This is a genomic window from Ruegeria sp. BF6, assembly GCF_056538665.1.
Genome location: NZ_JBQFTN010000001.1, coordinates 323,695 through 343,975 on the forward strand (window position 1 = coordinate 323,695; position 20,281 = coordinate 343,975).

At 59.9% G+C, this 20,281-nt stretch carries 19 protein-coding genes; 12 read left to right on the forward strand and 7 right to left on the reverse strand.

Features of this window, described 5'->3' with window-relative positions; all coding sequences use genetic code 11:
• Positions 1–94: 94 nt before the first annotated feature.
• Genes ACR0IM_RS01635 through ACR0IM_RS01645 form a run of 3 tightly spaced genes read left to right on the forward strand, consistent with a single transcriptional unit; the run spans position 95 to position 2,371 of the window.
• A complete protein-coding gene (locus ACR0IM_RS01635) occupies positions 95–868 on the forward strand; it encodes a 3-hydroxybutyrate dehydrogenase (RefSeq protein WP_480589283.1) in 774 nt (257 codons plus the stop codon).
• Between the two features lie 25 nt (positions 869–893).
• Positions 894–1,349: a hypothetical protein gene (locus ACR0IM_RS01640; RefSeq protein ID WP_480680630.1), complete on the forward strand. Its 456-nt coding sequence runs from the start codon at positions 894–896 to the stop codon at positions 1,347–1,349.
• Positions 1,346–2,371 (forward strand): patatin-like phospholipase family protein, encoded by a 1,026-nt coding sequence (locus tag ACR0IM_RS01645; RefSeq protein ID WP_480680631.1) that lies wholly within the window; start codon positions 1,346–1,348, stop codon positions 2,369–2,371. The genes ACR0IM_RS01640 and ACR0IM_RS01645 overlap by 4 nt, the downstream gene beginning before the upstream one ends.
• Here ACR0IM_RS01645 and ACR0IM_RS01650 read toward each other — a convergent pair whose 3' ends face one another.
• From ACR0IM_RS01650 to ACR0IM_RS01665, 4 genes are all read right to left on the reverse strand, one after another.
• Positions 2,372–3,049, reverse strand: coding sequence for a DUF502 domain-containing protein (locus tag ACR0IM_RS01650; protein WP_480589279.1), 678 nt, complete (start codon positions 3,047–3,049; stop codon positions 2,372–2,374). It abuts the gene before it with no gap.
• Positions 3,050–3,117: 68 nt separating this feature from the next.
• A complete protein-coding gene (locus ACR0IM_RS01655; RefSeq protein ID WP_480589277.1) occupies positions 3,118–4,026 on the reverse strand; it encodes a pseudouridine-5'-phosphate glycosidase in 909 nt (302 codons plus the stop codon).
• Positions 4,023–4,916: a PfkB family carbohydrate kinase gene (locus ACR0IM_RS01660; RefSeq protein ID WP_480640284.1), complete on the reverse strand. Its 894-nt coding sequence runs from the start codon at positions 4,914–4,916 to the stop codon at positions 4,023–4,025. The genes ACR0IM_RS01655 and ACR0IM_RS01660 overlap by 4 nt, the downstream gene beginning before the upstream one ends.
• Before the next feature lie 45 nt (positions 4,917–4,961).
• The gene (locus ACR0IM_RS01665) at positions 4,962–5,579 is read right to left on the reverse strand and encodes a thiamine phosphate synthase (protein ID WP_480640285.1); all 618 of its coding nucleotides are present in this window, start codon (positions 5,577–5,579) and stop codon (positions 4,962–4,964) included.
• Positions 5,580–5,732: 153 nt separating this feature from the next.
• On the opposite strand from ACR0IM_RS01665, the gene ACR0IM_RS01670 reads away from it, so the two are divergent.
• From ACR0IM_RS01670 to ACR0IM_RS01680, 3 genes are read left to right on the forward strand one after another with little or no spacing between them, the layout of a single operon-like run.
• A complete protein-coding gene (locus ACR0IM_RS01670; protein ID WP_480640286.1) occupies positions 5,733–6,476 on the forward strand; it encodes an RNA methyltransferase in 744 nt (247 codons plus the stop codon).
• A 60-nt stretch (positions 6,477–6,536) separates the two neighbouring features.
• Entirely contained in the window at positions 6,537–7,682 is a 1,146-nt protein-coding gene (gene ctaA / locus ACR0IM_RS01675) for a heme A synthase (RefSeq protein WP_480640287.1), read from the forward strand.
• 5 nt (positions 7,683–7,687) lie between these two features.
• Positions 7,688–9,160, forward strand: coding sequence for a carboxypeptidase M32 (locus ACR0IM_RS01680; RefSeq protein ID WP_480680632.1), 1,473 nt, complete (start codon positions 7,688–7,690; stop codon positions 9,158–9,160).
• Positions 9,161–9,227: 67 nt separating this feature from the next.
• On the opposite strand, the gene ACR0IM_RS01685 is transcribed toward ACR0IM_RS01680, so the two are convergent.
• Together ACR0IM_RS01685 and gyrA are read right to left on the reverse strand one after the other, a co-directional pair.
• Complete coding sequence (locus ACR0IM_RS01685) at positions 9,228–9,584, reverse strand: hypothetical protein (protein ID WP_480680633.1); 357 nt, start codon at positions 9,582–9,584, stop codon at positions 9,228–9,230.
• Positions 9,585–9,638: 54 nt separating this feature from the next.
• Positions 9,639–12,362, reverse strand: a complete 2,724-nt coding sequence (gene gyrA, locus ACR0IM_RS01690) for a DNA gyrase subunit A (RefSeq protein ID WP_480680634.1) — start codon at positions 12,360–12,362, stop codon at positions 9,639–9,641.
• 194 nt (positions 12,363–12,556) lie between these two features.
• Here gyrA and ACR0IM_RS01695 point away from each other — a divergent pair, with 194 nt between their 5' ends.
• Positions 12,557–12,826, forward strand: coding sequence for an usg protein (locus tag ACR0IM_RS01695; RefSeq protein WP_424833538.1), 270 nt, complete (start codon positions 12,557–12,559; stop codon positions 12,824–12,826).
• Between the two features lie 104 nt (positions 12,827–12,930).
• Positions 12,931–13,626: a lipid-binding SYLF domain-containing protein gene (locus ACR0IM_RS01700; RefSeq protein ID WP_480640291.1), complete on the forward strand. Its 696-nt coding sequence runs from the start codon at positions 12,931–12,933 to the stop codon at positions 13,624–13,626.
• On the opposite strand, the gene ACR0IM_RS01705 is transcribed toward ACR0IM_RS01700, so the two are convergent.
• Positions 13,627–14,580, reverse strand: a complete 954-nt coding sequence (locus ACR0IM_RS01705) for a radical SAM protein (protein WP_480680635.1) — start codon at positions 14,578–14,580, stop codon at positions 13,627–13,629.
• A gap of 163 nt (positions 14,581–14,743) precedes the next feature.
• On the opposite strand from ACR0IM_RS01705, the gene zwf reads away from it, so the two are divergent.
• The 4 genes from zwf to ACR0IM_RS01725 all read left to right on the forward strand — a co-directional run bounded on the left by zwf (position 14,744) and on the right by ACR0IM_RS01725 (position 20,277).
• On the forward strand, positions 14,744–16,192 hold the full coding sequence (gene zwf / locus ACR0IM_RS01710; RefSeq protein ID WP_480680636.1) for a glucose-6-phosphate dehydrogenase: 1,449 nt from the start codon (positions 14,744–14,746) through the stop codon (positions 16,190–16,192).
• On the forward strand, positions 16,189–16,860 hold the full coding sequence (gene pgl / locus ACR0IM_RS01715; protein ID WP_480589255.1) for a 6-phosphogluconolactonase: 672 nt from the start codon (positions 16,189–16,191) through the stop codon (positions 16,858–16,860). The genes zwf and pgl overlap by 4 nt, the downstream gene beginning before the upstream one ends.
• A gap of 5 nt (positions 16,861–16,865) precedes the next feature.
• Positions 16,866–18,476: a glucose-6-phosphate isomerase gene (gene pgi / locus ACR0IM_RS01720; RefSeq protein WP_480680637.1), complete on the forward strand. Its 1,611-nt coding sequence runs from the start codon at positions 16,866–16,868 to the stop codon at positions 18,474–18,476.
• Between the two features lie 181 nt (positions 18,477–18,657).
• The gene (locus ACR0IM_RS01725) at positions 18,658–20,277 is read left to right on the forward strand and encodes a long-chain-fatty-acid--CoA ligase (protein ID WP_480680638.1); all 1,620 of its coding nucleotides are present in this window, start codon (positions 18,658–18,660) and stop codon (positions 20,275–20,277) included.
• The last annotated feature ends 4 nt before the right edge of the window (positions 20,278–20,281 follow it).

The following is a 20,281-nucleotide window of genomic DNA, read 5'->3' on the forward strand; positions in this document are numbered from 1 at the left end:
ATTGTGTGGCTATAGAAGCCGGTTGTTTCCCCGTTTTCTTTGCAGATGCAGCATGGCACTGTGCGTGGGAAGCAGATTTTGAGGGAGAGAACCCATGAACCTTTCGGGAAAAACAGCGATCATCACGGGGTCGAATTCGGGGATCGGTCTGGGCGTCGCGCGCGAGCTGGCGAAGGCCGGGGCCGACGTGGTTCTGAACTCGTTCACCGACCGGGATGAAGATCACGCGCTGGCCGCAGAGATTGCGCAAGAGACCGGCACCAAGGCGCGTTACATCAAAGCGGACATGTCCGTTGCCGGCGAATGCCGTGCGCTGATCGAAAAGGCAGGGGCTTGCGACATCCTGGTAAACAACGCGGGCATTCAGCACGTCGCGCCTATTGATCAGTTCCCGGTCGATAAATGGGACGCGATCATCGCGATCAACATGAACTCGGCCTTTCACACAATGGCGGCAGCGCTGCCGATGATGCGGGCGGCTGGTTGGGGGCGGATCGTGAATATCGCCTCGGCGCATGGGTTGACGGCGTCGCCCTATAAGGCGGCCTATATCGCGGCCAAGCACGGCGTCGTCGGGATGACCAAGACCGTGGCGCTGGAAACCGCGCAGGAGCCGATCACCTGCAATGCGATTTGCCCGGGTTATGTTTTGACGCCGCTGGTCGAGGCGCAGATCCCTGATACGATGAAAGAATACGACATGAGCCGCGAGGACGTGATCAAGAACGTCATGTTGGAACGTCAGCCCTCGAAAGAGTTTGCGACGGTTGAACAGCTGGGCGGCACCACGGTGTTCCTGTGCTCGGACGCAGCGGCGCAGATCACCGGGACGACGATTTCGGTGGATGGTGGCTGGACGGCCCTTTGATCATTACGCCACAAGGGAGCAAGCGTTGAGTTTCGGGGCAATATTTAAGCCATGGCTATGGGTAATTGTCAGTGCTGCTCTCGCAGGATGGCAAGTTAGCGTTGGAGATGCACCGGGTGCCGCGATTTTTTCGGGGATTTCGGCATTTTTGGCTTCAGCCATCATGGGTCGAAGAATTTGGTGTATCGACGATAACACTGCAAAAAAGCGCTGGGTTGAGTATTTCGGACGAGGATCAGGCGAAGAAGTGGCGACGGCGCGTTTTATCGCATGGGTGTTTTCGTTAGTGTCATTCGGCTTTTTAGTTTCGTTTTTGACCTATTTGGTTGATCCATATGTTTGGTTGGGACTGTCAGACGGGCTTCATGCGGCTGAAAGTTTTCCCCTCTATCGATTACTGGGTTTTATCGTTTTTGGAATTGCGGCTGCTTCGTTTCTGCAACGCCTACTTTGGCTTCAACGAAAGAGAGACCCACAGTGAAACGGATCAATCTGGCTCTGCAAGGCGGCGGGGCGCATGGGGCGTTCACCTGGGGTGTTCTCGACCGGCTACTGGATGAGGAGGATATCGAGGTTGCGGCGATCACCGGAACCTCAGCCGGGGCGCTCAATGGGGCGGCTTTCAAGTCCGGCATGGTCCGGGATGGGCGCGACGGTGCGCGCGCCAATCTGAATGGACTGTGGGAGCGGATGGGTGCTGTCGGTGACATGCGCCTTGCCAACTGGATGCAGGCCATAGAGCCGGCGCAGATTGCACAGGCGATGGAGTACTCTGTGCCGTTTTCGGTCGGAGACGCCTGGTCGCGGCTGGTGTCGCCCTATGCCTATGGTCCGTTCTACCGCAACCCGCTGGAGCCGGTGGTGGACCGGTTCAACTTTGATGAGATATGCGCCGACGAAGGCCCGCGTTTGCATGTCTGCGCGACTTGTGTGCGCAGCGGCAAGATTCGGGTGTTCACCGGAGATGAGATTTCGACAGATGCGATTTTGGCCTCGGCGTGCCTGCCAACACTGTTTCAGGCGGTTGAAATCTTCGATCCCAAATCGGGCCGGACCGAGGCTTATTGGGATGGCGGTTATACCGGCAATCCGGCGCTGTACCCGCTGTTTAACAATGATCTGCCAGATGACGTGGTGATCGTGAACATCAATCCGCTGGAGCGCGACGAGGTGCCGAAAACGCCGCAGCAAATCCAGAACCGGATCAACGAGATAAGCTTTAACTCCTCCCTCTTCCGCGAGTTGCGCGCGATCAGTTTCGTTCAGCGGCTGCTGGCCGAAGGGAAGCTGAAGGCCGGAGAAATGAGCCGCGTTCTGATCCACATGATTGCGGATGACGAATTGATGAACGATCTGTCGGTGGCGACTAAGACGGTGCCGAACCCGGTGGTCCTGCATAAGCTGAAAGAGGCAGGGCGCGCGGCGGCGCATCGGTTTATCAATGATCACAAGGCCGATCTTGGCGAGCGCAGCACAGTCAACCTGCCCGAAATGTTCGGCTGATCACTCAGGCGGCTGCGTCGGGTCTTTTTCGTTCGGATAGACAAGCCCGGCGGAAATCACCAGCTTCGCGGCCTCCTCGATCGACATGTCCAGCAGGATCACGTCCTCTTCGGGGAAGAACAGCAGAAAGCCCGAGGTCGGGTTGGGTGTGGTCGGGACAAAAATGCTCAGCAGCTCACCACCGGTTTCAGCGCGTTCGCTGACCTCGCCCTTGGCGGTGGTCGAGACGAAACCAATCGCCCAGATGCCGCGGCGAGGGTACTGGATCAGGCAGGCTTTCTCGAACGACCGTTCGGTCTGGGCAAACACCGTTTCCGAGATCTGCTTGATCCCGGAGTAGACCGAGCGGACTACGGGCATTCGGTTTACCAGGCTTTCAGCGAAATGGATCAGCGACCGACCCAGAATGCCTTTGGCGATCCAGCCCACCAGGACGGTAAATATCAGGAAGATGACCACCCCGACACCACGCAGGTTGATACCTACATATTCCTGTGGTTGGAACCGTTGCGGCACCAGCGGTAGAACTGCGCTGTCGATCCAACCGACTACCGACCAGATCAGCCAGATAGTCAGCCACACAGGTGCAATGACGACGATGCCCGTCAGGAACGACGCGCGCAGCCGGGAAAACAGGCCCGGACGGCGATGGGGTTCTTCGTCAAACGGTGTGTTCATTGCGATCCTGAGCGGTTTGCGGATTTAGTTAAGCAGTCCGGGGCCTTGGTACAATAGGCTTATGCCACTCAGTCTGCGTTCAGTGCCCGCGCGATCCCGGCGGCCAGTTTCGCGTTGTTGCGCACCAGTGCGATATTGGCGGTCAGCGAACGGCCCTCGGTTTGTTCGTAAATCCGCTGAAGAAGGTAGGGCGTGACGCCTTTGCCGGTGATCCGGTGAGTGTCGGCGTCGGCCTGGGCCGACGCAATGATGGGGGCCAGTTCCTCGGCTGGAATTTGGTCGGCGGCGGGGATCGGGTTGGCGATCAGCTGACCTCCGGGCAGGCCAAGCGCGCGGCGGGTGGCGTGCGCTTTGGCGATGTCCTCGGCCGTGTCCATGCGCAGGGGCGCGGCATAGGGCGATTGGGCAGACCAAAAGGCAGGAAATTCGTCCTGACCATGGGCGATAACCGGAACGCCTAGCGTTTCCAGAACTTCCAGCGTTTTCGCCAGATCAAGGATCGCTTTCGCGCCCGCCGCTACAACGGTTACCGGGGTTTGCGCCAGCTCGTGCAGGTCTGCGGAGATGTCGAACGTGGTTTCGGCCCCCTGATGCACGCCGCCAATGCCGCCAGTGGCAAAGACCTCGATCCCGGCAAAATGCGCCGCGATCATGGTCGCGGCCACCGTGGTGGCCCCGGTGCCACCGGTGGCGATACAGGCGGCCATGTCGGCGCGAGACAGTTTGGCAACACCTTGGGCCTGACCCAGTGCACTCAACTCGTCAGCTTCCAGGCCTACGTGCAGTTTGCCGTTAATCACCGCAATCGTGGCCGGAACAGCGCCCGCGTCGCGGATGTCCTGTTCAACCTGTGCCGCAACCTCGATGTTCTGCGGGTAGGGCATCCCGTGGGTGATGATAGTGCTTTCGAGCGCGACGATGGGTTGGCCTGAGTCTTTTGCGGCCCGGACCTCGGCGGAATATTGGATGTCGATCACAGTGGGGTTTCTCCGGATACGTATGTTGCGGCGGCGTTCAGAGCGCGGGTCAGGGCCTCCTCGTTAGATGCTCCGCCGGATTCTGATGCGATATGGGCAGCCATGAATGTGTCGCCTGCACCGGTCACACGGGTGACCAGAACCGACGGTGGTGTTTGAGTCAGGATTCCATCTGCGCTACCAATGGTGGCCGAGTTGCCGCCATCCGTGACCAGCACCCGCAACGCACCACGGCCCAGCAAGCCTTTGGCGGCGCTCTCGGAATCCGTGAATTCACGCTGACACAGGATGCCTGCCTCTTCGAGGTTCAAATAAAGCGTCGCGCGGGCGTGCTTCAGGAATGGCAACAGGCGTTCGGCCTTACCAGGTGAGGCCGGGGCCACACGCAGATCGGCCCGCGTAAATGCCGGGCTTTGGGCGATTTCTTCCAGCAGGGTCAGCGTCAGGTTGCCGTCCAAAGCGACGGGGCCTTCGAACGGCGCATTCTCATTGCCTAACGGACCATGCATCAAAGGGCGCAGAATCTTGGCCCCCGCAGCCTCCAAGGAATGCGCGTCGGCAATAGCGGCGATCAGGCCATTAGCGCCCTCGACCGCCATATAGCGATCGGTCGGCAAGTCCTGAGAGCGGTAGACATGGTCTGTTACCATTCCCAGTCGGGTGCAGGCGTTGACCAGCTCGTCGCCTTCGGGGTCGCGGCCAATGGCGGTCAGCAGGGTCGGGGTCATGCCGAAGCGCACCAACGTCATGGCAATGTTCATGGCCACGCCGCCGGGCAGGCGGGTGATCCGCCCCGGCACGTCTGAACCTTGCCGCATTGCGCTGGCCGAGCGTCCGATCACGTCCCACAGGACCGAGCCGATACACAGGATTTCACTGTTCTGAGTCATGCCAAACTCTTGCCGCAGCCCCGACGCGGGCGCAAGGGTTAACGCTCACATCGCGTCGGTCAGGGTCTTCAGTGCGACGACGGGGTCGTCCTGCGACCAGATTTCATCGCCGATGCCGAAGAAATCGGTATGGGGCGAGAGTTTGCGGATCAGGTCAGCGGTCAGGCCGCCTTCGGCGACAACCGGCACTTCGATCATCTCGGACCACCACTGGAACAGGTCCGTTTCAGCGGTGGTTCCATCGCCTAGGGTCGACGTGCCGACCGGCCCGAAGGCCACGTAATCTGCGCCCGCTTCACCGGCGGTCATGCCATCATGGCTGGACGCCCCGCAGAAGCTGCCGACGATGGCATCCGCGCCCAATTCCTTGCGCGCGGCCCGAACCGAGCGTGCACCGTCGTCCAGATGCACCCCGTCCAGCCCCAAACGCTGCGCCAGCAGAACGTGGTTCGAGATCACGATCGCCACGTCGCGCGCATGTGCCACCTCGCGGCAGGCATCGGCGGCGCGGGCGATGGTGTCTTCGTCATTGCCCGCCAAAGCCAGCCGGATACAGGCGATTTCGGTGCTGTCCAGCACGCGGCCCAACTGCTCGGGGAAAGTGCTGAGCGCAATGGCCGGAGGCGTAATCAGGTAAATCTGCGGCTGCTCAGGGGTGTCCATGGCGCGTCCTTCGTCTTTTGTCTTTGGCGCGGTTTAGCGGATTGCGCAGGGGAAGCAAACTTTTATGGCATTCGGGGGGTAAATTGCCACCTCAGCGCCTTGCCCTGTTGGGGTACGCCTATTACAGCATCCCGAAGTTTTCCGGAGACAGCCATGCCCAGCGACAAATCTCAGCCCTCCTTTGTGCTTGTGCGCCCGCAGATGGGCGAAAACATCGGTGCCGCCGCGCGGGCGATGTGGAATTTCGGGCTGGACCGGATGCGGATCGTGGCGCCGCGTGACGGGTGGCCGAATCCCAAGGCGGTGGCGATGTCCAGCGGCGCGGGGCGGTTGCTGGATGAGGCACAGCTGTTCGATGACCTGGGTGGTGCTTTGGCCGACAGTACCTTTGTCCTTGCCACGACGGCGCGGCAGCGTGGCCTGACCAAGCCGGTTTTCAGCCCGGAGCGCGCCATGCAGATCGCGGCCGAAAAGGTGGCGGCAGGCGAGAAGGTCTCGGTGCTCTTCGGCCCCGAACGGGCAGGGCTTGAGAATGAAGATATCGCCAAGGCCAACGCCATCATTTCGGTGCCGGTGAACCCGGAATATGCCTCGTTGAACCTTGGCCAATGCGTGCTGCTGACTGCCTATGAATGGATGCGCCAGACCGGAGACGTGGTGCATGAGGCCACCGATCTGGGCAAGGGCGACTGGGCCACCGGGATCGAGGTTGAAAAGCTGGTCGAACACTACGAAGACCGGCTGGAAGAGGCGGGCTTCTTTTATCCGCCGGAAAAGGCCGAAGGGATGAAGACCAACCTGCGCAATCTGTGGTCGCGGATGCGGATGACGCGGGCGGATGTACAGATGCTGCACGGGATCATGCGGCAGATGGTCCGCTGGAAGGAAAAGGGCTGAGGCTGGACCTATCTCCACTCAGGCCCTAGCTTGCGACGAAAATCAGGACATGAGGACGGCATGAGCGGTAAGCGCAGCATCTTCGAAGAGGTCTCGGACACCGAGAAACAACAGGCGGTGCAGCCCGGCATGATTGACCGGGGCCGGGGCGGCGCGCGCGGTGCGATCCGCGTCTGGCTGATGATCCTGTTCGCGCTGGTCGTTGTGATGATCGCGGTCGGTGGCCTGACGCGCTTGACCGACAGTGGCCTTTCGATCACCGAATGGCGTCCGATCACCGGGGCCATCCCGCCGATGACCGAGGCCGACTGGCAAGCCGAGTTCGACAAGTACAAAGAGATCGACCAGTGGCGCATCCAGAACCAGTGGATGGAGCTCAGTGATTTCAAATCCATATATTGGTGGGAATGGGGCCACCGCCAGTTGGGCCGCGTAATCGGTCTGGTCTGGGCGCTTGGGTTCCTTGGTTTCCTCGTAGCGCGGAAAATCCCAACCGGATGGACCGGAAAACTGCTGATCCCCGGCGTATTGGGCGGTGTTCAGGGTGTTGTTGGCTGGTGGATGGTCGCGTCGGGCGTGACACAGGGCGAAGGCATGATTGCTGTGGCCAGCTATCGTCTGGCGGTGCATCTGGGCCTGGCCTTCGTGATCCTTGGCTTCCTTGCTTGGTACATCTTTGAACTGGGCCGCGAAGAACGCGATCTGATGCAGGCACGCCGCGCGAAAGAGGCGAAACTGTTCTCGCTGTCGACCGGCCTGATGCACTTTGCGTTTCTACAAATTCTGATTGGTGCGTTGGTGGCCGGGATCGATGCCGGCCGGTCTTACACCGACTGGCCGCTGATCGGCGGGCAGTTGTTGCCGCCTGATGCTGCAATGCTGGAACCGATGTGGCGCAATTTCTTTGAAAGCCCCGGTCTGGTGCAGTTCATCCACCGCTGTGCGGGATACCTGCTGTTCATCTTCGCCATCATCGTCTGGCGGCGTGGCGGCACCAGCGCGCACCCGCAGACGCGGTTCGCCTTCAACGCGGCCTTTGCGGCGCTGTCATTGCAGATTGTGATCGGTATCCTGACCGTGGTCTATGCGGCCCCGTGGCAGCTGGCCATCTTCCACCAGTTCATGGCCGTTGTCGTCTGGACCCTGATCCTGCGCGCGCGGTTCCTGACCGCGTACCCAATCGCCACCTCAATCCGCGGAGCCTGACCCCGATGACCGCCTATGACGACCTGATGGCCTTTCAGCGCGAAACCTCGGCCCTCGGGCAGATTGCCGGTCGGTTGGGTTGGGATCAGGAAACGGTGATGCCCCGCGGCGCGGCCCCGCAACGCGCCGAGGAGATGGCCGCGATTGAGGCGGTGCTGCACGCCCGCCGATCCAACCCGCGCGTGGCCGAGTGGCTAGAGCAGGCCGACCCACAAGACGACGTTGCCCGCGCGCAACTGCGCGACATCCGCCGGTCCTATGAACGCACGGTCAAGGTGCCCGCTGAACTGGCAAAAGCCATCGCGCGTGTAACTTCTGCCGCGCAGGGAACTTGGGCGCAGGCCCGTGCGGATGAGGACGTAGCCGCGTTCCTGCCCGTCCTGCAAGAGGTTGTCGCGTTGAAACGCGAAGAGGGCGCGGCGCTGGCGCAAGGCGGTGATGTCTATGACGCCATGGTCGAGGATTACGAACCCTACACGACAGGCGCACAGATTGCCGAAATTTTCGACCAGATGCGCCCGCGTTTGGTGGCCCTGCGCGCAGCCGTTCTGGACAAACCTGCGCCGCAAGCTCTGACCGGAAAGTTCGACGAGCTGGCACAGATGCGCTTGTCGCAGAAACTGGCGACGACCTTCGGCTATGACCTGAATACTGGACGCGTAGACAAGGCGGTACATCCGTTCAGCTCGGGTAGCGGGCTGGACGTGCGGATCACCACCCGCACCAGCGCGACCGACCCGTTCAACTGCTTCTACTCGACCATTCACGAGGTCGGCCACGCCGCCTATGAGCAGGGCATCAACCCGGCTTTTGCACTGACGCCGTTGGGGCAGGGCGTATCGATGGGTGTGCATGAAAGCCAAAGCCGGATTTACGAAAACCAGCTGGGCCGCTCACGCGCCTTTACCGGCTGGCTCTACGATCAGATGGTGGAGACATTCGGCGATTTCGGAATCGCGGATGCCGACGCCTTCTATGCCACGGTCAATGGTGTCCATAACGGCTATATCCGCACCGAGGCCGATGAGGTGCAGTACAACCTGCACATCATGCTGCGCTTTGATCTGGAGCGTGCCCTGATGGCCGGAGACCTGCAGGTCAGCGATCTGGAGGCCGCGTGGAACGACCGGTTCATGGCCGATTTCGGATACGCGGTCGACAAGCCCTCAAACGGGTGCCTGCAGGATGTGCACTGGTCGGTCGGGCTGTTTGGTTACTTCCTGACTTATTCGCTGGGCAATGTCTATGCTGGCTGCCTTTATCAGGCCTTGCGCGTAGCGGTACCGGATCTGGATAAGCAACTGGCCGCGGGTGATACATCCGGAGCAACAGGCTGGTTGCGCGAAAACCTGCAGCGCCACGGCGGCCTATACGCCCCGCGCGACACCATCCGTCGTGCCGGTGGGATGGAGCCGGGGCCGGAACCGTTGCTCAGCTATTTGGAAGAGAAGTTTGGGGTGCTGTACGGTCTGAAATGATTTGGGTGGCCTCGGCTACCCCGCTTGGTGACCGAAAAAACGGTACTGGCTGAACGCGCCCGGCGCTTTAGCGTGCTGTGCATTTCATGACACGTCCGTCGGAACGCGCAACGCTCAGCGATCCATCGGCAAATTTTTCGACCCGGCGTTCATCGCCATATCCGTCCGAGGTGAGGCGACCTTCGACGCTTATGCTATATTCAGCCTCTACTGTCTTACCCCGCACGATAGCGGAATAAGGAATGGACGTGGTGTCCAGCGTCACGTCTGAAACGATCCATTCCAGAGGCGTCTCTCCCATCATGCAGTCAAAATGCTGACCTCTGATTTCTTCTATTAATGCTGACCCGAGCAACTCTTCGGCGTGTACAGGTTGCGCGGCCAAGGTAGAAACAGCAGTGATGGGAAGAAGGAGGTGCTTCATTTTGCTTTCCGAAAAGAAAATGAGCGGCTTTTGTGCCGCTCATCTTTGTTAACATTAGGCGTCTGCCTCATCGTCCCCCTGATCGGCGATCCAGGCAACGCTGACGACCTCTTCGCCCTTGCCGGTGTTGAACACCTTCACGCCGCCTGCGCTGCGGGATCGGAAGGAAATGCCGTCCACCGGCACCCGGATCGACTGGCCCTTGGATGTGGCCAGCATGATCTGGTCGTCAATCTCGACCGGGAACGAGGCCACAAGCGCGCCGCCGCGCATTGCCTTGTCCATCGCCGCGACGCCCATACCGCCGCGTCCGCGAACCGGATAATCGTGGCTGGAGCTGAGCTTGCCCGAGCCGCCCGTCGTGATCGTCAGGATCAGGTTTTCGGCGGCCGACATTTCGGCATAGCGCTCCTGCGTGATGGTGCCGGGGGTTGCTTCATCCTCATCGGTCTCGCCATCATCGGCGATGCCAGCCACGGCGCGGCGCATCTTCAGGTAGGCGGCACGTTCATCCGGCCCCGCCTCAAAGTGGCGGATCACCGACATCGACACAACACGGTCGCCATTGGTTAGCCTGATGCCGCGCACACCGGTGGATTCGCGCGAGTTGAAGACGCGCACATCTGTAGTCCGGAAGCGGATCGCGCGGCCGGAATTGGTGACCAGCATCACGTCTTCGTCCTCGGAACAGATGCGGGCATTTACCAGTTCCACATCCTCTGGCAGCTTCATCGCGATCTTGCCGTTGCGACGAACGTTGGTGAAGTCCGACAGACGGTTGCGCCGCACATCGCCCGCGCTGGTGGCGAAGACGATCTGCAGGTTCTCCCACTCTTCATCCGGCACATCCACGGGCATGATAGCCGCGATGGAAACTCCGGTCGGGATTGGCAGGATGTTAACGATGGCTTTGCCCTTACCGGTCCGGCCCGATTGCGGCAGGCGCCAGGTCTTGAGCTTGTAGACCATGCCGTCGGTTGTGAAGAAAAGCAGCTGCGTGTGGGTGTTGGCCACGAAGAGGTTGGTAACTACATCCTCTTCCTTGGTCTGCATCCCAGACAGGCCCTTGCCGCCGCGTTTCTGGGCGCGGAAATCGGCCAGCGGCGTGCGCTTGATGTAACCGCCCGAGGTGACGGTCACGACCATGTCTTCGCGCTCGATCAGGTCTTCGTCTTCCATGTCGCCAGACCAGTCGACGATCTCGGTGCGTCGCGGCACGGCGAATTGCTCGCGTACGCTGCGCAGCTCATCGCCGATGATCGACATGATGCGCTCGCGCGAGGACAGAATATCCAGGTATTCCTTGATCTTTGCAGCCAGTTCTTCCAACTCGTCCGTGACCTCTTTGACGCCCAATTGGGTCAGGCGCTGGAGGCGCAGGTCGAGGATGGCACGGGCCTGAACCTCGGTCAGGTTATAGGTGCCGTCGTCGTTCATCTTGGACAGAGGGTCGTCGATCAGGCGCAGATAGCCTTCGATTTCCGATGCAGGCCAGCGGCGCGTCATCAGCTTTTCACGCGCTTGCGCCGCGTCAGCGGATGACCGGATTGTGGCGACAACCTCATCGACGTTCGAAACAGCCACAGCCAAGCCACACAGGATATGGCTGCGCTCGCGCGCTTTTCGCAGGTCGTATGCGGTGCGGCGTGCGACGACGTCTTCACGGAAGTCGATGAACGAGGTCAGGAACCGGCGCAGAGTAAGCTGCTCGGGGCGCCCACCGTTCAAGGCCAACATGTTGCAGCCAAAGGATGTCTGCATCGGCGAGAAGCGATAGAGTTGGTTCAGCACCACCTCGGGCGTTGCATCGCGTTTCAGTTCGACCACGACACGCACGCCGTTGCGGTCGGATTCGTCCTGTACGTGGGCGACGCCTTCGATGCGTTTTTCACGCACGGCCTCGGCGATCTTTTCGATCATCGCGGCCTTGTTCACCTGATAGGGGATCTCATCCACGACAATTGCGTAACGGTCCCTGCGGATTTCTTCCACGCGGGTCTTGGCGCGGATGATAACGCTGCCACGACCTTCAAGATATGCCTTGCGCGCACCGGATCGGCCCAGCATCACACCGCCGGTCGGAAAGTCCGGGCCGGGGACATATTCGATCAGCTGTTCCGAGGTCAGGTCCGGATCGTCGATCAGCGCCAAAGTGGCGTCGACCACTTCGCCCAAGTTATGCGGCGGGATATTCGTCGCCATCCCCACGGCGATACCACCGGCACCATTGACCAGCATGTTTGGGAAACGGGCAGGGAGGACGGTCGGTTCCCGATCCTTGCCGTCATAGTTGTCCTGAAAATCGACCGTCTCTTTTTCGATATCGGCCAACAGAGACGCGGCAGGTTTGTCCATCCGCACTTCGGTATAGCGCATGGCCGCCGGGTTATCGCCGTCCATCGAACCAAAGTTGCCCTGACCATCCAGCAACGGAAGCGACATGGAGAAATCCTGCGCCATCCGCACCAGCGCGTCGTAAATCGCGCTGTCACCATGCGGGTGGTACTTACCCATGACGTCGCCGACAGGGCGGGCCGACTTGCGGTACGCTTTATCATGGGTGTTCCCGGTCTCGTGCATCGCATAGAGGATGCGCCGGTGCACCGGTTTCAAGCCATCGCGCAGATCGGGGATCGCGCGCGAGACAATGACCGACATCGCATAGTCCAGATAAGACGTGCGCATCTCGGATTCGATGGACACCGTCGGGCCGTCGTAAACGGGGCGCTCGGGCGGGGTTTCATCCATGTTTTCAGGAATATCTGGCGTATCGCTCACGTAAACTGCCCGTGTATTGTTCTGGGTCTATATCTTGTGGATGTACCTTATCAGACCCGGCACATAAGGTGCAAGCAAGCAACCCTTTTAAGCACGAAAAACACCGGTAACACCAAAGTAACATATTGTTAACTAAGGATTAGGAGGTTTTTGTGCTACTATGAAGAGACCTTGCAACAAAATTGGAGGTCTGCATGGAGCAAAGCGAAACCGAATTGATGCTCAAGGGGTACGGGCTGACGACCGCAGAATTCTTCTACCACATGCCTGACTATATCCACGTTCTGAACACGTTCATCTGGCAGGATTACGATCTGGCACCGGACCATCCGAAGCTCTTCGAATTTGTCGAGTTCTGGCAGCGCGAGATTGAAGGCCCGCTGCACTCGGTCCGGTTCACGCACCGCAAGATGATCGCGCCCGGAGAATGGCGCAATATGGTGGGTGAATTCAGGGTAAATTGAGTATCAGGCCATGTTTTTTGGCCAGTAACGATTGAGACGCGTTTTTTTTTAAGTGCTTGGGTTATGGTGTCGACCAAATTGTTGGTCACATACGGATTCGCTTTATGTCCCGAGTATTGTTTTTTGCTGCCGCTTTGTTGATCGGTGGACCTGCCGCCTCCGAGGGCGTTCTGGACAAAATCAAAAAAGGTGCGGAAAACGCGGCCGATGCCATCGGGCACGGGGCCGAAGCGGTGGGTGACACCGTGGAAAAAGGCGCTGAAGTCGTCAGCGAGACTGTCAACTCGACCGCCGATCTGGTGACGAACGAGGCCACGCCGGAAGAGACCCGCGCCAAGTTGGACCTGATGGCCAGCGAGGTTCTGACCCAGCTACTGGCGGAAAACCCCGAGGCGGACGAGTTGTTCGGCATCAGCGCAGGCTATGCGGTGTTCGACTCGCGCAAGGTTACAGTGTTCCCGGTCTCGGCCGGGTATGGACGTGGGGTGGCGGTATCAAAAGACACAGGCCAACACACCTATATGAACATGGGGACGGGCGGCGTTGGCGCGGCTGTGGGCATCGGCGGGTTCGAGACCAAATTCGTGATCCTGTTCGAAACCCCGGCTGATCTGGAAAAATTCATTGAACACGGCTACGACGCGACCGCGGAAACCGGGGCTATGTACGGCGAAGACCGCAGCGGAGAGACCGTGCGGTTCACCGATGGCCGCTCGTTCTTTGTGTTGGGCAAGAAAGGCTGGCGGGTCTCGGCCGGAGCGTCCGGCACGAAATTCTGGAAATCCCCCGAACTGAATTGATCAACCCGAGCAGCTGGCTCCGCCCAGAACGCAGAATTTGGCGCAATGCGGGTGGTTCAGGTGCACGTCTGCTTCGGCCTCGGCCAGAGTATGACCCATCTCGAACTCAGGCGCGTAAGGCAGCAGGGTGCAAGCCAGAACCGCCGGACGGTTTGCGCCTCTGCGTTTCACGACCATTCGGGCGCTGGCGCACATCACGGCATCGGGTGACTTGTTCAAAATTCCCCAGCAGGCGGTGGTGATTTCAGGAACCTCGACGGCCTCATCCATCTCGGGGAACAGAACGGTTTGACCGGGGTTTTGCGCGTCGATGTCCAAGCTGTGTTCCTTGAAGAACGCCTCATACCCGGCACGGCTTTCGGCATCGGTGTCGCCCCAGACGGTGCGCCCGGCGACGGTCATGTTGAAGCCATTGTCACGCAGCCATTCCATTCCAACCAGGGTTTTGGCGAAGCTGCCTTTGCCGCGTTCTTCGTCATGCAATTCGGGACGGTAATGATCGACCGAAATCCGCAGCGTCAGCTTGTCGCCAAAGTCACGTTTCAGGTTGAGCAGACCCTCGCGCATCTTGCGGCGCATCATCGGCTGCATTGCGTTTGTCAGGATCAACACTTCGTAGCCCCGATCCAGCGCGGCTTGGGTCATGACAATCATTTCGGGATTCATGAAAGGCTCACCCCCGGTGAACCCGATCTCGCGAACCGGCCAGTTGCGGGCTTCGATCTGGTCCAGGTAATCCCGCACCTCATCGGCGGTGATGTAGACCAGCGCATCATTGGTAGGGCTGCTTTCGATATAGCAGTTGAGGCATTCGATGTTGCACAGGGTACCGGTGTTGAACCAAAGCGTTTCCGGATTGCTGAGCGCAACGGAGGCCCGCGTTTGCCCGTCAGCTGTCACCAATTTGTCCTGAAACTTGCCGCTATTGGCGCTCTGAGGGGCGTTGTCTTTCATTCCGGTATCCGGTTCTGTGCTGTCTAAGAAGTGACTTAGCCTTTCAGTACCGGTTAGTTAAGGGCATCGCGCCGCACCTGACAGAGTTTTGATGAGCAAAAAAATACCAAAAATGATTGCGCTAACATTAGACATGTCCGCAGGGGTAAGGTAGGGAAAACACATGGTTTCTCGTGTCATACCCGTTGACCCGTTCGATCTGGTCATTTTCGGCAGTACCGGCGATCTTGCACAGCGCAAGATCCTTCCGGCTCTGTTCCGGAGGTTTTGTGCGGGGCAATGGCCGGATAACGTGCAGATCATCGGTGCCGCTCGTGCCGTCTATGACCGGGATGCGTTCAGGGACATCGTCGCCGAATCGTTGCGCAGTCATGCGCCCCGGCAATGTCAGGATGTCGATGCGCTGAATTCTTTTCTGCAACGTGTCGACTATGTGCCGCTGGATGCACTGTCGGATGAGGGGTGGGACCTGCTGGCGGCAAAACTGACCGTCGAACGGGTGCGAGCCTTTTATTTCTCGGTCGGGCCGCGCTTATTTGGTCCTTTGGCGGAAAGCATCAAATCACACAAGCTGGCGACGGAGCAGACGCGGATTGTTGTGGAAAAACCGTTCGGTCACGATCTGGAGAGTGCCCGAACCTTGAATGCGACGTTGGCCAGACACTTTTCCGAAGGACAGATTTACCGGATCGATCACTATCTGGGCAAGGAAACTGTTCAGAACCTGATGGCCGTGCGGTTTGGCAATATGCTGTTTGAGCCGCTTTGGAACAGCCAGTATGTCGATCACATCCAGATCACGGTGGCCGAATCCGTTGGCATCGACGGGCGCGAGGAATACTATGATCGCGCGGGTGCCATGCGCGACATGATGCAGAACCACCTGATGCAGCTGCTCTGTCTGATCGCGATGGAGCCTCCGGCTAAGTTTGACCCGAATGCGGTGCGGGACGAAAAGCTGAAAGTGATTCGCGCGCTGGACCCGGTAGAGCCGCATCACATCGTGCGCGGCCAGTTCGAAGGCGACGGCCCGAGCTATCGTGAGGTTGTGGGCAATCCGCGCTCGACTACGGAAAGCTATGTAGCGCTGAAGGCGCATGTCAGCAATTGGCGGTGGGCGGGGACTCCGTTCTACTTGCGGACGGGCAAGCGACTGGTGGCGCGGTCCTCGGTTATCAATGTGATGTTCAAGGACGCGCCGCATTCGATCTTTGGTGCGGATGCCGGGCGGCACGCTAACGTGTTGTCGATCCGGCTGCAGCCGAACGAAGGCATCACGCTGAAGGTGACCATCAAAGAGCCGGGTCCGGGGGGGATGCGTCTGGTCGACGTGCCGCTGGACATGAGTTTTGCCGAGGCGCTGGGACCGGAAAACCAGGACCCGCCGGATGCTTATGAGCGGCTGGTGATGGACGTGATCCGCGGCAACCAGACCCTGTTCATGCGCGGCGACGAGGTCGAGGCTGCCTGGGCTTGGACCGACCCGATCATCGCGGGCTGGCAGGCGCGTGGAGATGTCCCCAAACCCTATGAAAGTGGCAGCACTGGCCCGGGCGACGCCGAGCTGCTGATGAAACGAGACGGTCGCCGCTGGCAAGGGATAAACCCATGAAACTACAGGAATACGCCGACAGGGATATGCTGGCCATCGACGTTGCAAATGTGTTGGCGGGCGAACTGGAATCTGCCTTGCTGCATCATGACGTGGTCTCGATGGCGGTTCCGGGGGGCACCACGCCCGGCCCGGTTTTCGACGTTTTGTGCGCTGCAGACTTAGAGTGGGACCGGGTGCGAGTTCTGCCCACTGATGAACGCTGTGTACCCGGCGACCATGAGCGTTCGAACGAACGCCTGATCCGCGAGCGGCTGCTGACCAACCGCGCCTCGTCGGCGCAATACATCCCCCTTTACGTGCCCGGCGAAGAGCCCGAGGACGTGCTGCCGGAACTCGAAAGCCTGATAGCGCCGATCCGTCCCTTGTCAGTGTTGGTTCTGGGCATGGGACAGGACATGCATACTGCGTCTCTGTTCCCAGGCATGGATGGGCTTGAGGCTGCGCTTGACAGCCACGCGCCCCCGCTGGCGGTTGCGCGAACCGATGTGCAGCCTGAGCCCCGGATCACGCTGACTGCTCCGGTTCTGGACGGCGCCTTGTCCAAACACTTGATTATCTTTGGCGCGGCCAAGCGAGACGCGCTGGAACAGGCCATGTCCCTGCCGCCGGAAGAGGCGCCCATTGCGGCGGTCCTGGGCGGCATGACAGTTCATTGGGCGGAGTAAACGCGATGCAACTGGATAGACTCACCGCCTTGGCCAACGAACGGAAAGACCAGACCATCCTCGATCAGTTCGGCAAGGATGCAAACCGGGCCGGGGTGTTTTCGGCCTCGACCGGTGATCTGTTGTTCGACTACTCGAAAACCCAAATCGATGCAGAGATCCGGGATGCGCTGATCCAGTTATGCGACGCGGCCGGGCTGGCCGAGCGGCGCGAGGCGATGTTCTCGGGGGCAAAGATCAACGAAACCGAAGGGCGCGCGGTGTTGCACACGGCATTGCGTAACCTGGACGGTGGTCCGGTCGAGGTTGACGGTCTGGATGTGATGCCAGACGTGCTGGACACGCTACAGCGGATGCGGGTCTTTGCCGAACAGGTGCGCGGTGGTGCAATCACCGGGGCAGGGGGCAGTTTCACCGATGTGGTGAATATCGGCATTGGCGGTTCCGATCTGGGTCCGGTGATGGCGACACATGCGCTGTCACCGTATCACGACGGTCCAAGGTTGCACTATGTGTCCAATGTGGATGGTGCCCACATCGCCGATACGCTGCGACAGCTTGATCCGACGCGGACGCTGGTGATCGTGGCGTCCAAAACCTTTACCACTATCGAGACCATGACCAACGCCCGCACCGCGCGGGCTTGGATGGTGGACGGTGGGGGCGATCCGTCCAAGCAGTTTGCCGCTGTGTCCAGCGCCGTGGATAAGACCGAAGCCTTCGGCATCCCCGTAGATCGCGTGTTCGGCTTTGCCGATTGGGTCGGCGGGCGTTACTCGGTCTGGGGTCCGGTGGGCCTGCCAGTGATGATCGCTGTTGGCTCTAACGCCTTTGACGCTTTCCTGCGCGGAGGGCAAGCGATGGACGCGCATTTCCGGGCCGCGAACTGGGTGGAGAACATGCCGGTGATGCTGGCGCTTGTCGGCATCTGGCACCGGCAGGTTCTGGGCCACACCAGTCGAGCGGTTTTGCCTTATGATCAGCGCTTGCTGCGCCTGCCGGCCTACTTCCAGCAGCTCGAGATGGAATCAAACGGCAAGTCCGTTGCCATGGATGGCAGCTCGCTTACCTTGCCCTCTGGCCCGGTAGTCTGGGGCGAGCCCGGCACCAACGGCCAGCACGCGTTTTATCAACTGATCCATCAGGGAACCGACGTAATCCCCTGCGAGTTCATGGTCGCCGCCGAGGGGCATGAGCCCGAACTGGCCCACCACCACCGGTTGCTTTTGGCCAATTGCCTGGCCCAGTCCGAAGCGCTGATGCGCGGCCGGTCGCTGGATGAGGCGCGGCAGCGCATGGCCGACAAGGGATTGCAAGGCGACGAGTTGGAGCGTCAGGCCCGTCACCGCGTGTTCCCGGGCAATCGGCCGTCCACGACCCTGATCTATCCGAAGCTGACGCCTTTTGTGCTGGGCCAGATCATTGCACTTTACGAACACCGCGTCTTTGTCGAAGGGGTGCTGCTGGGGATCAACTCGTTTGACCAGTGGGGGGTGGAGTTGGGTAAGGAGCTGGCGACCTCGCTTGGGCCGATTGTGGATGGTGAGGCAAGCGCGGACGGCAAGGACGGTTCGACCGCCGCGCTGGTCGCCTATGCGATGCGCCACAGGGATTAAGTAAGCGTAACCTCGCAGGCTGTTGCTGCGGCGGGCTGCATTCTTTTGTTGTCAGAAAAATAAATAGTCGGCAGGATTCCCTCCCAAGCAAGAGCCATAACGCCCGGGCATTCGTAAGCTCCGGCGCAGGCAATAAATGGTTCCGCCACACAGAAGCGGGGCCACCAAAGGGAGGACGCCCATGCTGGGACAGATGATGACGCAGCCTTTGCTGATCTCGTCGCTGATCAATCACGCCGACAAATATCACGGGCAGACCGAGATCATCTCGGTCGAAACCGACGGTACGGTGACCGAGACAAACTGGACAGAAGTTGCGAACAACGCGCGAAAACTGGCATCGGCGCTGACCGCATTGGGGTTAGAGCCACAGGCCCGGATCGGAACCCTGGCCTGGAACAACCGACGGCACCTGGAGATCTATTTTGCCACATCGGGCGCAGGTTTCGTTTGCCATACGGTCAATCCGCGCCTGTTTCCCGAGCAACTGACCTATATCATCAACCACGCGCAGGATCGGGTGCTGTTTTTTGACGCGACCTTCATTCCGCTTGTTGCTGCATTGCACGAGCATCTGACCGAAGTTCAACACTACGTCCTGATGGGGCCGCGGAATGACGAAGCGGTCGCCCAGATCCCCGGCGTCCAATTCTATGACGACCTGATCGAAACTGGCGATGCGGGCTTTGAATGGCCCAGCTTCGATGAAAACACCGCGTCCAGCCTGTGTTACACATCCGGCACGACAGGGAACCCCAAGGGAGTGCTGTATTCGCATCGTTCGACCGTGCTGCACAGCTTTGGGTCGAACACCCGCGACGTGATCGGGTTCTCGGCGATGGACGTGGTGATGCCCGTGGTCCCAATGTTCCATGTGAATGCCTGGGGGTCGCCCTATGCCTGCGCGATGTCGGGTTCGCGCATGGTGCTGCCGGGGCCGGATTTGCATGGTGAGGCTTTGGTGAAGCTGATCGACAAATATGGTGTCACCCTGGCCTTGGGAGTGCCGACAATCTGGCAGGGATTGCTGGCCTACGCCGCGCAATCCGGTACTACGCTTGCCAGTCTTGAGCGCACGGTTATCGGCGGGGCCGCATGCCCGCCGTCGATGATTGAAACCTTCCGCGAAACCTATGGCGTAGACACCGTCCACGCTTGGGGCATGAGCGAGATGAGCCCGCTGGGTACCGCAAACCACCCCTTGGCCAAACATCGAAACCTGCCGCTGGATGAGCAACACAGGCTCAGAGAAAGCCAGGGGCGGCCATGTTACGGCGTCGAGTTGAAGATCGTGGATGACGGTGGCAATGACCTGCCGCATGACGGCGAAACTCAGGGCGATCTTCTGGTGCGCGGGTATTGGGTGCTGGACAGCTATTTCCAGATGCAGGATCAGGAGCTGTTGCAGGACGGTTGGTTCGCCACCGGAGATGTGGCCACGCTGGACCCCGACGGGTACATGACCATCCGCGACCGCTCGAAAGACATCATCAAATCCGGGGGTGAGTGGATCAGTTCGGTTGAGTTGGAAAACATCGCCGTCGCACATCCCAAACTGGCGACGGCCGCCGTGGTAGGTGTACCGCATCCGAAATGGGACGAACGCCCCCTGTTGGTCGCGGTCAAAGCAGAAGGGGAAGAGCCGACCGAAGAAGAGATTCTGGCGTTCTACGACGGCAAGATCGCCAATTGGCAGGTGCCGGACAAGGTGGTGTTTGTCGATGCGTTGCCCTTGAACGCCACGGGGAAAGTCCTGAAACGAAATCTACGTGCGGATTTCGAGGGCGCCTTGACGGGCTGATCTT